10 protein-coding genes and 1 other RNA gene are annotated in these 15,835 nt (G+C 37.8%); 5 read left to right on the plus strand and 6 right to left on the minus strand.

What is annotated here, in order from left to right; all coding sequences use genetic code 11:
• Positions 1-40 precede the first annotated feature (40 nt).
• Complete coding sequence (locus IPI99_09570) at positions 41-3,334, minus strand: HAMP domain-containing histidine kinase (protein ID MBK7340763.1); 3,294 nt, start codon at positions 3,332-3,334, stop codon at positions 41-43.
• A 100-nt stretch (positions 3,335-3,434) separates the two neighbouring features.
• Here IPI99_09570 and rnpB point away from each other — a divergent pair.
• An RNA gene (rnpB, locus tag IPI99_09575) (RNase P RNA component class A) lies at positions 3,435-3,815 on the plus strand.
• 82 nt (positions 3,816-3,897) lie between these two features.
• On the opposite strand, the gene porV is transcribed toward rnpB, so the two are convergent.
• From porV to IPI99_09590, 3 genes are all read right to left on the minus strand, one after another.
• Positions 3,898-5,118, minus strand: coding sequence for a type IX secretion system outer membrane channel protein PorV (porV, locus tag IPI99_09580; GenBank protein ID MBK7340764.1), 1,221 nt, complete (start codon positions 5,116-5,118; stop codon positions 3,898-3,900).
• 115 nt (positions 5,119-5,233) lie between these two features.
• Positions 5,234-8,725, minus strand: a complete 3,492-nt coding sequence (gene porU / locus IPI99_09585; GenBank protein MBK7340765.1) for a type IX secretion system sortase PorU — start codon at positions 8,723-8,725, stop codon at positions 5,234-5,236.
• A gap of 41 nt (positions 8,726-8,766) precedes the next feature.
• Entirely contained in the window at positions 8,767-9,081 is a 315-nt protein-coding gene (locus IPI99_09590; GenBank protein ID MBK7340766.1) for a hypothetical protein, read from the minus strand.
• A 61-nt stretch (positions 9,082-9,142) separates the two neighbouring features.
• On the opposite strand from IPI99_09590, the gene IPI99_09595 reads away from it, so the two are divergent.
• The 3 genes from IPI99_09595 to IPI99_09605 all read left to right on the plus strand — a co-directional run bounded on the left by IPI99_09595 (position 9,143) and on the right by IPI99_09605 (position 13,288).
• Positions 9,143-10,183 (plus strand): PorP/SprF family type IX secretion system membrane protein, encoded by a 1,041-nt coding sequence (locus IPI99_09595; GenBank protein ID MBK7340767.1) that lies wholly within the window; start codon positions 9,143-9,145, stop codon positions 10,181-10,183.
• A 219-nt stretch (positions 10,184-10,402) separates the two neighbouring features.
• Positions 10,403-11,908 (plus strand): SUMF1/EgtB/PvdO family nonheme iron enzyme, encoded by a 1,506-nt coding sequence (locus IPI99_09600; protein ID MBK7340768.1) that lies wholly within the window; start codon positions 10,403-10,405, stop codon positions 11,906-11,908.
• A 75-nt stretch (positions 11,909-11,983) separates the two neighbouring features.
• Entirely contained in the window at positions 11,984-13,288 is a 1,305-nt protein-coding gene (locus IPI99_09605; protein MBK7340769.1) for a UDP-N-acetylmuramoyl-tripeptide--D-alanyl-D-alanine ligase, read from the plus strand.
• A 94-nt stretch (positions 13,289-13,382) separates the two neighbouring features.
• Here IPI99_09605 and IPI99_09610 read toward each other — a convergent pair whose 3' ends face one another.
• Positions 13,383-14,582, minus strand: coding sequence for a sulfatase-like hydrolase/transferase (locus tag IPI99_09610; protein MBK7340770.1), 1,200 nt, complete (start codon positions 14,580-14,582; stop codon positions 13,383-13,385).
• 333 nt (positions 14,583-14,915) lie between these two features.
• On the opposite strand from IPI99_09610, the gene IPI99_09615 reads away from it, so the two are divergent.
• Positions 14,916-15,065, plus strand: coding sequence for a hypothetical protein (locus IPI99_09615; protein ID MBK7340771.1), 150 nt, complete (start codon positions 14,916-14,918; stop codon positions 15,063-15,065).
• 311 nt (positions 15,066-15,376) lie between these two features.
• Here IPI99_09615 and IPI99_09620 read toward each other — a convergent pair whose 3' ends face one another.
• Positions 15,377-15,835: an SRPBCC domain-containing protein gene (locus IPI99_09620; protein MBK7340772.1), complete on the minus strand. Its 459-nt coding sequence runs from the start codon at positions 15,833-15,835 to the stop codon at positions 15,377-15,379.

Raw genomic sequence — 15,835 nt, forward strand, 5'->3', positions numbered from 1 at the left:
TTGAATTTCGTTCAAGAGGGGTATTCCCAGCTTTCAATGGTTACGATTTCATGAGTGGAAGTTCAACAACAAACTCAGTGCCATGAGTTGGTAAACTATTGAAATAAATTTTTCCGTTTACAGCTTCAATTATCTGTTGGCACATTGCAAGCCCAAGCCCGGTGCCTGATGATTTGGTTGTGAAATTCGGAAGGAATACCTTAGACTGCATTTCTTCTGGGATTCCAACGCCATTGTCTTTAACTTTTATGCACGCAAATTTGTCTTTGCTTGTTAAGGCGATTTCTATCTTACCTCTTCTGGTTTCAGGTATAGCTTGGATTGCATTATTGATGAGGTTATTGAGCACACGAATCAATTGATTTTTGTCGCAGAATGCATAAAGTTCATCAATGGTTACTGAAAGATAAATGTCTAGGTCTTCTCTTTTTCTGAATAAATCATGCACATTTGAAACCACCTCATTCAACAAAAGTTTTTCATTGGTAGCTATAGGCATTTTAGCAAAATTTCCAAACTCAGTAGCAATCTGTGTGAGACCATCTATCTGTTCAAGAAGATTCTGACTAATTTTTTCTGTCATGGGAATCACTTCCGACGACCCGGATTTAATCATTTGTTGTAGGTACTGGATACTGAGTTTCATCGGTGTCAATGGATTTTTTATTTCGTGAGCCACTTGTTTTGCCATTTCTCTCCAGGCATTGTCTCTCTCAGATTTAGCTAGCATATGTGCACTTTCATCCAACTGATCGACCATCTGATTATAAGTTTGTATCAATTCGCCAATTTCATCTTCTGCTTTCCATTCAAGCATTTCGTTTCTTTTTCCGAGACGGAGTTCTTTAATTTTATTTCCTAGAACCTCAAGTGGAGAGGTAATTGAATTTGCCAGGATTGTAGCTAAACTTGCGGCGATCAAAAATAGAAATACATAAATATTGAGCAAGGTGTTAATTAATATGGCAAGTCTGTTGTTAGAATTATTTCCTGCATCGATAGTAGTTGAAACTTCGCTCGTGCCTATCCTTTGATTTTTGAAGAATAGATTCTTATAAGCTAAGATCCGTTTTCCAAGAGTCTTGTCATCATATTCGGTGATTACAACATCTGCAACGTCACTTGGATAGTTGAAGTAAAATCTTGGGTCCAAAAGTTTAGTTCTTTCTAAAGTAGGTTTTGAACTGCCATTGTTTTGAATCATGTAACCTTTGTTATCATAAACCTCAACACTGTAATCCAACAGGCTGTTTGCATGATTTATCTGCCCTTGAAGAACTCTTTCAGCATCTTCAAACAAACTCTGTGATGCAATCGAATTTTCAAGATAAAATGTCAGGTTGTTTATTTTAAGTAATAGAGATTCCTCCAAAATCTGACGTTCTGATCTCTTTGTGAAAAATACAGTAATTAGAGCAATGATCACAAATGAAATGATGATTCCCAGAATGATATAAAATTGAATTCGGTTTTTTAATGAGGGTTTGTCAGGTAGATTAAATTGCAAACCTTCGGGAATGAATTTATATTTCTGATGAATAAAATTGATTACGTAGCAAAATAAAATTAAAGCAGAAAACAGATATGAAAAAAGTGAAATCGCATTGAGCATAGACTCTCGATCATGTGACAGAGCAATAATAGTATCGGATTGAGGTCTGGCGATCATATAGTCTTTGCCTTCTGCGATTACTCGTCTTGAAGAGAGTTCACCTAATTGATTCACAAGTTGAGAATATACCGGTTTGTTCGTGTTGGTGGCATAATTTAAAAGTTGATTTTCAAAAATGTATAAATTTACTTTTGATGAATAAGCTCGTTGGATGAGGTTGGCTGTGGGATTGATGGAAGAAGTTGTATCTTTTTTTGCTTTTGTCAGGTCTTCTTTATAGTGACTTAGAATTTCTGTTTCAAGATTTCGTTTCTTTTCGTTTTGGTAATGGAAGATCAGACCGGAAGTCAGGAATGAAATGATGATAATCCAACTTATCAACCAAAGAATATTTGTTTCATAGCCATCAGCAAAATAATCTAAAAGCCAAATGACAATTGATGAACCCAGGACAAATACAATGACATTGATTGAAATGTTGATTTGCATAGCGATAGGCACAATCACTAATGCAGCAGCTGCAAATACCAGAAATCTCTCATTCAATTCAAGTTTAAAGCTAAGAGTGCTCATGCATAACTTGTGTGCAATCAAGAACACAGATACCAATACTAAAAGGAGATTGATGAGAAGGAAATAATTTTCAACAGGCATCATCACAATGTTATCCAGTTGAAAATGAAAGCCGCTATTTACAAAAATGGCCTTATAGACAGAAGTATAAAGCAAAAATGCGAGGAAGGTAGCCAAGTAATTGAAGAACGGAATAATATATGTATCAATTTTTCTTTTTGAATGGTAGAATTCTTCAATTTTGTAGTATTTACTAAAAAAATATGTTAGATGAAAAATGATGCCTGAGATCACAATAAACTCGAACAAGGTGTAGTGAAAGTAGTTGGTGTGAATTTGAGTGCTGGTCAATATGGAATGGTAAAAGCTATTTTGATTGACTATCCATTGTGATAATGAAAGTACAATGAGAAGTGCTAAAATGATCGTGAGAAATGCCCAAGAGTAATTTTTGTGGTTAAGAAAATATTTTGCAAAGTGATGAAACGGATAATAAATTGAGAGTAATACCAATAGGTAAATGATAATAAGGATATTAGCATAAACTGGACTTAGATAATCTCCACTTGGACTTAGAAAGCCTACTGCGGCTTTTTTTGTATCTAAGATGGGCACTTGATTTTTTGCTATTTTTTGATTGGTGAGAATCAGGGGAGATTGATTCTTCTCAGTTTGAAAAATAGGCCCATAAACGATCACACAGCTGTCAGTGCACTGAGTGCTTTCCAGATTTTGATATACGGCAAAGAAGTTTTGAGAACCTATTTGATAAAACTCAAACCCTGCTTGAGAATTGTTACAAGGACACCAATGGTTTATAAACGATGATCCGGCATGGTTCCAGTATGTGATTCTACCTTCTCCACAAACAAGAATGTAGGTATCAGGATGTTGGTCCGTAAATTGGTTGATCCAATGACTTATACTTTCGCCCTGAGAACTGGAGTGTTTTGATTTGTCAAGTGCAGAAAGAAATTTTTCTTTTGCTTGATAAATTTCGGATACTTTGGATTGTACAAAAGTATGTACCTGATGAGAATGCGAATGACCAAAACTCACATAAAACTGTTCATAGGTTTTGCATAGTAGTAGAACAATAAATGCCACTACCCAGACTGCATACCATCTGATGTTTTGTTTTCCGACCAAAAGCGCCCCAATTAGGCCATAAAGATAATGATTTATACATATAAAAATAATCTAATGTGTTAGACTTGATTTGAATTAAAAAATCATTAGTACCTTTCCCGTGAATTGTAGTCTATCGCTGCAGATCTTAATGATTTGTGGAGGAAAGTCCGGACAAAGCAGACAACATGCCACCTAACGGGTGGGCTTCCCTGGTAGAGGAAGACAGCTAGTGTCACAGAAAATAACCGCCCAGATTCTGGGTAAGGGTGAAAAAGGGAGGTAAGAGCTCCTACGGTTTGCAGGCAACTGGAAACTGGGATAAACCTCATGTTTTGAAATGCCAAGTATATCCATTCATTCTTCGGAATGCCTGTGTCTGGAGGGTTCTTTTGAACGATGGAAGGGTAGGCAGATGGAGACTAGTCAGTAATGATTAGTACAGATAAATGATGGATACCGATTTTTCGGAGACAGAATCCGGCTTATTCAATTCACTACCAAAGGCTTGCAGAAATGCGAGCCTTTTTTAATTAAAACTGTATAAAATTCCTCAAAAAATCTATCGTCCTGAAGTGCTGAATTTAGTTTTCAGCAGGAGTACTCTTATTTTTATTTCGATTGGTAAAATCAAAAAATAATGTGAATCGCAAAGTATTTGCCAGGGGACTTCTATTGTTTGTTGTAGGCACGAGATATGAAAGATTCATACCAAATATATTGTATTTCAAACCGAGGCCCAGTGTCAAATATTTTCTATCTCCTTTCAATGAATTTTCATGAAAATAGCCAGCTCTGACTGCAAATTGTTTATCATACCAATACTCCAAAGCAACATTGTACATCAATTCCTGCAACTCTTCTGTAAATCCACCCGGAGCATCGTTGAAAGAACCAAGTATTCCTTCAAACAAAGGCTTTTCTCTATAATCTGCGTATGAATTATGGTTTGCATCGTAGGCAGAGTCTGAAGGTTGGATTGGTGTAGGCACCAGCAATTTATTTATTTCTCCTGTTATGGAAAGCGAGTTAAAGTCATCAAAATTCATTTCATAGGTAGCACCAATTGCAAGGTTTGTAGGAATAAAATCTTTGACTACGCCTTTTACATATGTAACTTTTGAGCCTACGTTGGTAATTGCCAGTCCTGCATTGAGATAATTTCTTCTGCCGCTTTGTCCTAATTTATTTCTGTAAAAAAGGCCCAAATCCGCTCCAAAAGACCGAGCCGCACTAATTTGACTAGTACCCACGAACTGACCTGTGGCGAGATTTGAATAGACAAATTTAGCCGACAATGAGGCCGAGAGTACAGGTGACAATTTTCTGGAATAACCCAAATTGATCTCAAACTCATTCGGACGGCCTGTTCCTTGGTCATTGCCATTGGCATCGGTAAATTCAATCGTACCAAGACTAAAATATCTTACAGCAAGACCTAGAGCCTGATTGTCGTCTAACTTCTTAAAACCACTCAGGTAAAGCAAGAAAATATCATCAATGCCAAGGTTTCTTAACCAGGGAGAATAAGTGATGGAGAGTCCCAGATCTTCTTCTGCAAAAGCCAATCTAGCAGCATTGTGATGCATGGCTGCAGGGTCCGCAGTGAGAGATACACCTGCGTCCCCCATTGCTCCGGAACGAGCATCAGGACTTATCCGAAGGAATGGTAATGCTGTGAGGATAGTATTGGAAAGGCAGTCGTTGGTTCCGCCATCTATATAACATTTTTTCGTTGGGTCCCACTGAGCGTGTAATGTTGTAGAGGTAATCAATAGGGCGAAAAACAAAAATTTGAATTGCATAATATTCCGAATAATTGAGCGCAAATTTAATAATATTACTAATAAATTTAATATTTTATAAGTCAGCCTCCTTTGCGAAGCGGAAGTATATAGAATGTAAAACAGGACTCTTTTATTATCTCAGAATGAGCAATTTTTGATAATCCGAACTCTTTTTTACTGAACCGGAAGGATCAGAGGAGCTGACATGAACCCGATACAAGTAAACACCATTGGCTAGCGGGTTGCCAAAATCATCTTTTCCATCCCAATTGATATTATCTATACGATAGCCGTTAGGTTTAATTTTCTGTCCAATAGTGCGCACCACTTTACCCGAAATGGACTGGATTCTAATCTGCACCTCCAGCTCGGATCCGGAAATATTGGTTTCAAATTGAAACTGGGTACGAGTGCTGAAAGGATTTGGAAAGTTGTAAACATGGTCTATACTTGGATTTTCACTGTTTTTGACCTGAAATTCTAGAGTGGCTTCTCCCAAGTTATTAGACAAATCCCATGCAGTCAAAGTCAAAGTATGTGTCCCCGGCGAAAGATCTTTGAGTGGATAGAGGATTTCTCCTTTCTTAAATTCATTTAGTTCTGATTTGAAATAGGAGTTAAGGATGATGGGATTTCGTGAATCACGATCAAGCACAGCCAGAATATCGTGACCGATACTTGAGCCCGAGATATTGATACCTGTATCGTCTGAAAGTTTTGAATATATTTTTGGATTTTCATCTGTGATTCCTCCGGTGACAAATTTGTCATCATTCATAAATAATTGGACGACTGGTGGCTTATCATCAACAAGTGAATCTGAACTCGTGCCGCCGATGTAGAATCCTTCGAAATAGGAAGCAGCATCTGTGTTTTTTTCGTCAGTAGCATAAAGACTCATCTTACCCTGGCCCAATGAATAATTGATGTCTTTTGGAATAATAAAACTGAATTCCCAATCCCCGTTTTTAATCGCTGCGATACCTTTGAAAATGGTGTTTTTCTGCACATAATAATCTCTTGGGTAACTTCCTTTATCGTTTCCTCGAGTTGTCAGTTTGGATGGTTTGTCAAAAATATTTATATACAATTTTCCATTGAAGTTGCCCAATTTGTCGCCATTGTGCTGAGCTACATATCCACTCACTTTTACTGTTTGCAAGGAGCTGAAAGTATCAGGCACTGCTGAAATGGATTTGTCGTTGATAGAAGTAACTGCAAGTGAATGCTTTGGTAAAGCAAGGTTTTGTGCAGGGTCACCAAACATCATAAATTTTCTGGAATTTTCTAAAATTCCTGTTGAAGAATTCTCATTTTTTGCTTTTCTGAGGGTCTCGCCTAAAGTCAAATAGCTTCCATTTTGCTGTTCAATCAGGTGCTTTAAAGCTGAGCTTGTCAACAAGAAATTATCATCTGAATACACTGCCCGTACTGTTGAAAATAATGCAATTGCACCTTTTACTCTACTGTGAATAGCTTCTTCTCCGGCATTTGTGATCGATGGATCATCGAATCCATTGAAAGTGCAGGTGGCAGTAATCATCAATGGAAGTTTATATTGATTGTCCCAGTCTATGATATCAGATGATTTAAGGACTCGCTCTTGAGTTAAAGATGTTGGTCCACCGTGGCCCAGATAGGTATATACGAGCTGCCCTTTAAACATATCATCTGAGATTGCTTTGGTTACTGTAGGATATCTTTCCCCACCCGGAGTCGTGATCTGTTCGTATGCATCGAGATAGACTTTGCTTTGATTGTAAACAGGGTGACTTTTTTGGAGTAATGTACTCAGTTCTTCGACTTGATCCAAATGAATGTTTCCATCTTCATCGTCTGCCATAAAACACATGTTCAAGCGCCATTCTTCAAAGCATTTTGGATCTGTATCATAACTGATGACCTTGTCGACAATATTCTGGGCTTCAGCGTTTGTCCTGCAAACAAATCTGCCTATGGATATTTCAAGGCCACCTCTCAAACCTTCTCCCTCCGAATCATCCAATAGTCCAAAATAGTCATCACTTGGGTAAGATATGATAGGTGATAATGACTCTAAAGTTTCATAAGTAGGAACAAAATTCTGATCATCTGTTCTTGTATCTACATGTCGGAAATCATAACTTCCATCGCCAAATAGCAAAAGATATCTAAATTTTGAGGGAGCTCGAGAGTACAACATCCTGCACATATCGCGTAAAGCTGAAGGGTCTTTCACTCCTCCACCAAATTCATTGGCGACCTGATCGACATCGACTGTCACTACATTCAACCCTGAAAAACTGCTTCGATGTTTTGCAAATCGCAGCGCCTCATCTTTAAAATTTTTATGATACACTACGAGCATATCAGCAGTTTCCAATCCATGCAAATTTTGATTTTCCAGTTTTGCAATAAATTTAGGATTAGGCAGATTTATGTCATTTCTGTCAAAATAAACATATCGACCTCGAGCCTGATTATTTAATACTTGAAAATTGAAACCTCCGGGGATAATTTGATCGGTTTTGATCCCGCTTATATTCAGCGGATCGGTTACATTCCACAAGTCTTGATACACGGTTGAGCTCAAAACATTGAAACCGGTTGAATAAAAGTTCACTTGGTCAGGATGCGAAATCAAAAGCGGTTTGTTAAAATATTTTAGATTAGTAAACGCGGAAGCTTGTACATAATCCAACCAACCTTCAGACACCACACTTGTATTTAAGTAGTTTACACTCAGTGTTAAATTGTCATTTGGACTTTTGAAGGAAGTAGATAAACTGCCAGGATTTGCATAGATATTATTTGTACCATAATAGACTTGAGGTGTGTTGATCCTTCCAATAGTTTGATTACCACTTTTTATTTCAAAAGTGCTGAGTTGGGCACATCTTCCAGCCACAACTGCCTGGATGAAAACGTTTTCATCAGAAAGAATTTCGTCAAAAGTAAACTCGTTGCCGAAACTTTGAACTCTGGTACCCGAAAGCTCTTCTCCGAACCAGCGTTGACCTGAACCATGATTTCCGGGATCATGCTCTAAAAGGTTGACTAAATCTTTTTGGTGGTGTATAGTCACAAAATTTTGCTTAAAAACTTTTTCTGCGGTTGAGTTGCTTGGCAAGGAGTTGATTCTGAGACCCGGGGTCTGATCAAATTTTACGAAAAAATATGCGTAATCTGAATATATGTTTTTACTGTAATTAAGATCCCCATTTGTGGTGTAAGAAAATGAATGTGGTCCTTTTCCATAGAAATAAATTGCATCTTGGTCGTTGAATACACCATCAGCTTCGCCAGTGACTAAAATGGCAATCTCCGCCAAATCATCTACCCTTGGAGCTGAGTTAGATTCCGGGAGCATACCGCCACCGTTCGTGAATATTCTGATGTTTTTTGGATTGATACTGCTTAGATCTTGAGTCAAGTTGTTTTGGATGAAACTTTTGTCCAGTTTGTACACTCCTTCTTTATCAATTGCAATTTTATAAATCAAACCATTTTCTAACACAGAATTTTTGGTAAAAGGAGGTGGTGGAGTTGTCGGTAATGCAATACTGCTTGGATTGTAGGAGAGCTCATAATCCAATAAGCCTTCAATCATGCCGTTGCGCAATCTGAGAGGTAAAATTTCAACCAAGGTGTTTTTTTCATTTCCAGATTTGGAGTTGGTAACTTGTATTAAAAACTGGTCGTTTTTAAGGTTGGTAGGATGGATGAAGGTCCTATGATTTTAGTATTGAGATCTATCAGGTTTATATCTGAAACTGTAGCTGATCCCAACTCCAGAGCTTGTATAAGTAGTGGCGCTTGATATTGAAAACTCCATACTGCACCTTCAAAATGAAGAAGTTTATTGTTTGATAATACTCCTGTATTCGGAACTTTTTTATCAAATTGATTCCAATTCACATTACCTTTGAGTGAAGAGGATCGCTGGGCAAGTAGAAAAGTGCAGGCGGCTGTCCAAAATGTAAAAATCAAAGAATATTTCATCCAAATAAAATTTTTGTTGTTAGTGACTGCGTTGAGAATGAAATCAAAACGACATACAAGTTTGGAAAGTACAATTGTCCAAAATTTTAACAAATATAAGCCATTCTTGCTGGGCTTAATGTTTTTTTGGGCAAGCGGGAGTTATGCTCAAGATCCTGTATTTAGTCAATTTTTTCTATCTCCATTGCACAATAATCCTGCGTTTTGCGGATTAGATGAGGCTCCAAGATTTTCATTGCAGTACCGCAATCAGTGGCCGGCAATTGAAGGCAATTTCAATACTTATACGACCACTGCATTTAGCTATGACCAGTTTTTTGGAAAGTGGAAGAGTGGTATAGGTGCCCATTTATTGGCTGATAATTCAGGTGATGGAATTTTGAGATCTTATAAGGCTACGGCTGTGTATGGTTATCAGGCACCCCTTTACAAAAAAGGTTATTATATTAAGGGAGGACTTGAATTTGGGCTGGCACATTACAGTTTAGATTGGGACCGTTTTATTTTTGGAGATCAGATTGACCCTGAATATGGCCCGGTGAGTCCCGGAGGAACACCGTATCCAAGTGCTGAACTTGAACCGAGCCAAAAAGGAAGAACATATATTGATGTTGGTGCAGGAATACTGTATTACACGCCCGTATTTTACCTCGGTGTAAGCAGTAAGCATATCAATACTCCCGACAACAGCTTGTTGGATCAGAGTCTTAACCCTAATGATGGTCTCCCGGTCCGGTGGACTATACTTACTGGTGGTGACATCAGATTGTCCCGTGCGGGAAGGACGCTCCAGGTATTTAGTCCAACTCTGCTTTATGCTCTGCAGTCTTCTTTTTGGCAATTGAATATAGGGGGAATTTATCAAATCAGCAGCCTGCAGTTGGGGCTATTTTACAGACAGTCGAGACAAAACTCAGATGCTTTGATTACAATGTTGGGGTTAAAAAAAGGTATTTACAGGTTTAGTTACAGTTTTGATTATACGCTATCTGATCTTGGAATTTCACAAGGTGGAAGCCATGAAATCGGAATTGGCATAAATTTAGCTCCCATTCGACAACGGTCAAAAGTTAGAACCGATTGTTTTGATGCTTTCAGGTAAAATCCCCGGCTTAAAGCATTGCACATTTATACATGCGTTTATTTTTTTATTTAAAAAATATTGATATTCAGTAAGATAAATATATTACTATTTATAATATATTGAATTTGGGTAAAAACTGCCTGAGGGTAAGAATCTGATTGATTACTAAAGAAATAATTTGTGGTTTGTACAATAAATTATTCTTAATTTTGTTCTTCTAAAAAAAGTAGTAGGTAAATGAAAACCAAAGTTTTCTTCGCGTATGCATTGCTTGTACTAGGGGTACTAGGGACTTCTTGTAGCAAGAAAAACACAGATCGCTCAGACTCCACAGGCTGGAAATACAATGACCAGCAATGGGGTGGTTTTGAAAAAGTTGATTACGAAGGTCAAGCTACCGGTCCAAATCTGGTACTGATTGAAGGAGGAACTTTTACCATGGGCTTGACTGAGGAAGATGTGACTTATGAATGGAACAATATTCCAAGACGGGTTACGGTTTCATCTTTTTATATGGATGAAACAGAAGTTTCCAACATCAATTATCGTGAGTTTATTTATTATCTGGGAAGAGTTTACAAGTCTTATCCGGATGTGATGCGCAAGGAATTACCGGATACCTTGGTATGGAGGGAAGAACTTGCCTATAACGAACCTTTTGTTGAAACTTATTTTCGTTTTCCAAGCTATGATGAATATCCGGTTGTAGGTGTAAACTGGTTGCAATCTAAGGACTATTGCAAATGGAGAACAGATCGGGTAAATGAAATGGTGTTGATTGAAAGAGGGGTCTTGAATCCTAACCCGGATCAAGTAGATGCTGACAATTTTAATTCAAAAGCATATCTAGCCGGTCAATATCAAGGTAATGTGCGCAAAAACCTTCCTGATTTGCAGACAGGAGGTGAGCGTCAGGTTAGATTTGAAGATGGTATCCTCTTACCTGAATATAGACTTCCGACTGAAGCTGAGTGGGAATACGCAGCATTGGCCTTGAAAGGCAAGCAATCAGAGAATAAAGACGAGCTGATCACAGACAGAAGGATCTATCCATGGGATGGGTCAACAGCTCGCTACAAGAGAAGAGACAAATACATGGGAAATATACTTGCTAACTTCAAAAAAGCAGGTGGTGATTATATGGGTATGGCCGGTAAGTTGAATGACCATGCACATATTCCAGGGCCGGTACGCACTTTCTGGCCTAATGACTTTGGTCTTTACAATATGGCAGGAAACGTAAGTGAATGGGTAGAAGATGTATTCAGACCCTTGACTTCAACTACACTCCGCGACGTCGAAAATCACGATTTAAATCCTTTTAGAGGAAATGAATTCAGTGAGTTGATATTGGACGAGAATGGTAATCCTGTGGAAAAAGATAGTTTAGGAAGTTTGCGCTATCAGATCGTAGGAGATAGCACTTTGACATTGAGAGAGAACTACAACAAAGCAGATGTGAAAAATTACTTTGATGACGATGATGAGGCTATAGAGTATGCTTATGGAAAGTATTCTTTGATCAGCAATAAGTCACGTGTAATAAAAGGTGGAAGTTGGGCAGACAGATTATTCTGGCTATCTCCGGGTGCAAGACGATTTAAAGACGAAGACAAAGCGGACAGGACACTTGGTTTTAGATGTGCAATGACAAGAACCGGTGGCCCAGAAGGAAATGAAGATGCAGGTGGTCTTCAATTCAAACGCAAAATGCCTAAAGAAAAGAGAAATTATAAGAAATAATTTGAATAAGTTCAAATCAAATCCCCGAAACAAGTACTTGCTTCGGGGATTTGTATTTTTATAAAGAACAAGGATATGGATAATGGCATCAAATCCATTTACGAGAAGTTGAAAGAATGCAATTTTGCAGTGTCCACAGACACAAGGCAGATCATTCAGTCAAGTTTGTTTTTTGCATTGCCCGGACCTCGATTTGACGGCAATGATTTTGCAAGCCAGGCACTTGCAGCCGGAGCTTCTTATTGTGTAGTTACAGATCCGGATCTAATCCAAGACGAAAGAATGCTGCTTGTGAATGATAGTCTTTTAACACTACAACAACTGGCTGCATATCATCGACATTTGATGCGAGCCAAAGTTGTTGCAATAACAGGTTCCAATGGAAAAACTACAACAAAGGAGTTGCTCTATTCGATCATGTCTAGAGTCAGGCCAACTGTCGCTACATTGGGAAACCTCAACAACCATATCGGTTTGCCTCTGACTTTATTGAGGATTTCAGAAGAAACTGAATTTGCTATTGTAGAGATGGGTGCCAATCATATGGGTGAAATTGCAGGACTTTGCACCATCGCAAGTCCGGATATTGGATTGATCACTAGCATTGGCAAAGCTCATCTAGAGGGGTTTGGAAATTTTGAATCCGTGATTTTAGCTAAAAAGGAATTATTCGATTATTTAGATGATCATAATGCTTATTCATTTTATAATCTGGAACAAGCGACTTTGAGACAGTTATATTCTCAATCCGCTAAGCATATCCCTTTGGGAACTGAATTTCCAATAGGAAGGTATCGGGTTGTGGTGAGTGAGTTTCATGACAAAATCATATTAGAGCTCATCTCACTTGAAGGTGTAATAGTGAGAATAAATTCGAAATTGTATGGACTTCACAATGTCGAAAATATTATTAATGCAGCCGGTCTTGCACACTTTCTTGGAGCCAGTGTGAACCAAATTGCAGAAGGAATCAGTGAATACGTTCCAATGAACCAGAGATCTCAGATTATAAATTACCGAGGAAATAAGATCTACATGGATGCCTACAATGCAAATCCGAGTTCAATGGAGATTGCTTTGGAGAATTTTCGACAAATGGTTCACCCGAAAAAATGGCTGATTCTGGGAAGCATGGCAGAGCTGGGAAAATATTCTACAGAAGAACATAAGAAAGTGCTGGAAATGGCGCTGGAATGCAAACCTGAGACAATCATTCTTGTTGGAAGTGGGTATGATGCAATCAAGGAAACTCCTCAACATGTGGTGAAATGTTCGGTTGTTGGTGAAGCTAAAGACTGGTTGGATAGATACCTACATGAAGGAGCATGCATCCTGATAAAAGGTTCACGAAGCAACGCACTCGAGAAACTTATAGATTGAACCCAAGAGTTTTTTGATTGAAAAACAACTTATAGGCGATTCAAACCCGTTATTGAAAATTTTCCGACTTTATTTGGACAAAAAATAGAATTAATTATAATCTTATCTTTTCCAGTTCGGCCTCTAATTCTAGCTTTGCTTCTCTTTCAGTTGTAGTCAAAGTTTTATCCAATAAATTATTGGATTCGTATGGGTCGGTGGAAAGATCATATAATTCTTTTTTACCGCTGTCTTTGACAATAAGCTTATATTTTCCATTTGATATGGCCCATGATTCATTTAAACCATCATTTATCTCAGTGTATTGATAATCTCGGATAATCTGATTTTGCGCCAGCAGTATTTTAAAACTTTTACTGTCGTTGTATTGGGGTACATTAAGACCTGCTATTTCTGAAATAGTTGCAAAAAGATCAGTACTATTGAGTAGATTATCGTCAGTTCCTTTTCTGACTACATTTTTACCTGCAATAAATAATGGAACATTTACTCCTGCCTGATAAACTGTATTTTTTGACCTGACGCTTTTGTATGGACTTTGCACGACCTCATTTGTTGTACCGTTGTCCCCCAAAAAAATAATTACAGTATTTTCCCTTGTTTCATTAGAAAGTGTATCCAAAAATCTGCCTATCTGATAATCCATAGCTTCAATGGCTGCCATGTAAAAAGGGGTAGGATCAAGACCTACCACATAATTTGGTAATGATCCTTGACTATGCATATGGGTGGGAGGGATATGAAATGGAGTGTGAGGAGCATTGTAAGCCAGCCACAAGAACCATGGTTTGGATTGTTGGGAGACCCAATCGATTGCCAGATCTGTAAAAAATTCCGTAGTATAATTTTGATTCGCAATCGTTGATTTATCTTCAGTAAACTCCCAATTGTAATAATCGTCTACCGTACCTTTTATTAAACCTGCATAATAATCGATGCCATAATTTTCAGGGTTCACATCATTATTGTTTCCGGATAAATGCCATTTGCCAATGACTGCTGTCGCATATTGGTGATTCGTATTATCGCTGATGTATTTTTGAAGCAGGGTTTCTGAAGTCCCTAAAATATCACCAACTGCTTTCACTCCGGTTCGATAGCCATATTTCCCTGTAATGATTGTTGACCTTGTTGGTGTGCAGGTAGGATCTGCCCAAAATTGGTTGAAGCTTATCCCTTGATTTCTTATATTGTCAAGGTGCGGTGTCTTCGGTTTGACAGCACCCTCAGGATAACCATTTATTGCATCCTTTCCCAGATCGTCAGCTATGATGAGTAATATGTTTGGCGGTATTGATCCTGTTGGATTTCCATTCTCAGTTTTTGAACAGGATACATTCGAAAAAAAGAATTATTGCAAAAAAATGTACGTAAAATTTCATAATAAGTAATAATCGATTTGAAAGATGGACGATTTTGCTTTTCCCATTAAGAGCGAAATGTTGAAAGTAATGCGTTGATCCAAAGGTAGTGAAATTGATTGACGGCAAAGCCATCCCGGTACCCCGGAAATGAATGAACATTACAATCAACTTTTTCCATGGAATATGACGGAACGCCATTTCCCCAAAAGGAGCTATAAATTTCTGATAAATCAATCCAGTATCCCATCAAAGCGAAATGTCTTATGTACCATTGCGGAGAATTTCCTGATTATCTCAAGAAGGAAAACGAAATTGATATTTTTCCATACTTTATAGCAGGTTCCCCAAACCTGCTCCCTCCTCACAGAGTGCCTGACATTTTGATTCCGGATTTTCATGCTTCAGCTTCATAACTTGGATGGTCAAATTTAATAAAAGTTTGAAAATGGATAGCCATCTCAAGTTTGATTCAATTCTTTGCATAGTTAGGTATCCATTCGGATGTCGGATGGTTATAAAGTGTGCCTAAAATTCTGATTGATAGGGGAGCAGCATAATTTATCAATAGACAGAATGGAAAGCTATTTCCATTGATATATTTTGCCAATCCGATATCAAGTATAAATAGGATCAATGACCTAATTAAAAGTTACATTGATTATTTCAATAGTCATGACACTAGCCTGATTTAAAAGTCAGGCTATGACTTTATTTAATTCATCGCCTATTTTTCACAAATTTCCTTTAGTTTCTCCAGGGCTTTAGGAAATGTTTTATTCATGTATTCTAGAAAATCTTCGTTAGAATCTAAGTCGATTGTCACTGTTGTGATCCCATCCTTTTCTTCAAATGTGTAATTTTCAAATCCATTGGCCCATTTTTCTACCTCTGGACCTTCCATTATTTCCTCCTCGGCTTTTATTAATCCATAATGACGTACTGAAATGAAACGATTGGGTAGATTTTCAAAAACTTCTGAAACCATACCACCTTTTTCTCCCTTCTCGTCAATCCCAATAAATAGCATTTTACTTCCTTTTTCCCAAGTTCCTTCATATGTGGATGTAGGATTGAACATTACTGTCCATTGTTCATATGTAGACTTGTTGCTTATTCCGAGCATGATGTCAAAAACCTTCTCATGCGGGGCATTAATATTTACTTTAAATTGCAATTTTTTCAT

The sequence above is a fragment of the Saprospiraceae bacterium genome, assembly GCA_016710235.1.
Taxonomy (GTDB): domain Bacteria; phylum Bacteroidota; class Bacteroidia; order Chitinophagales; family Saprospiraceae; genus Vicinibacter.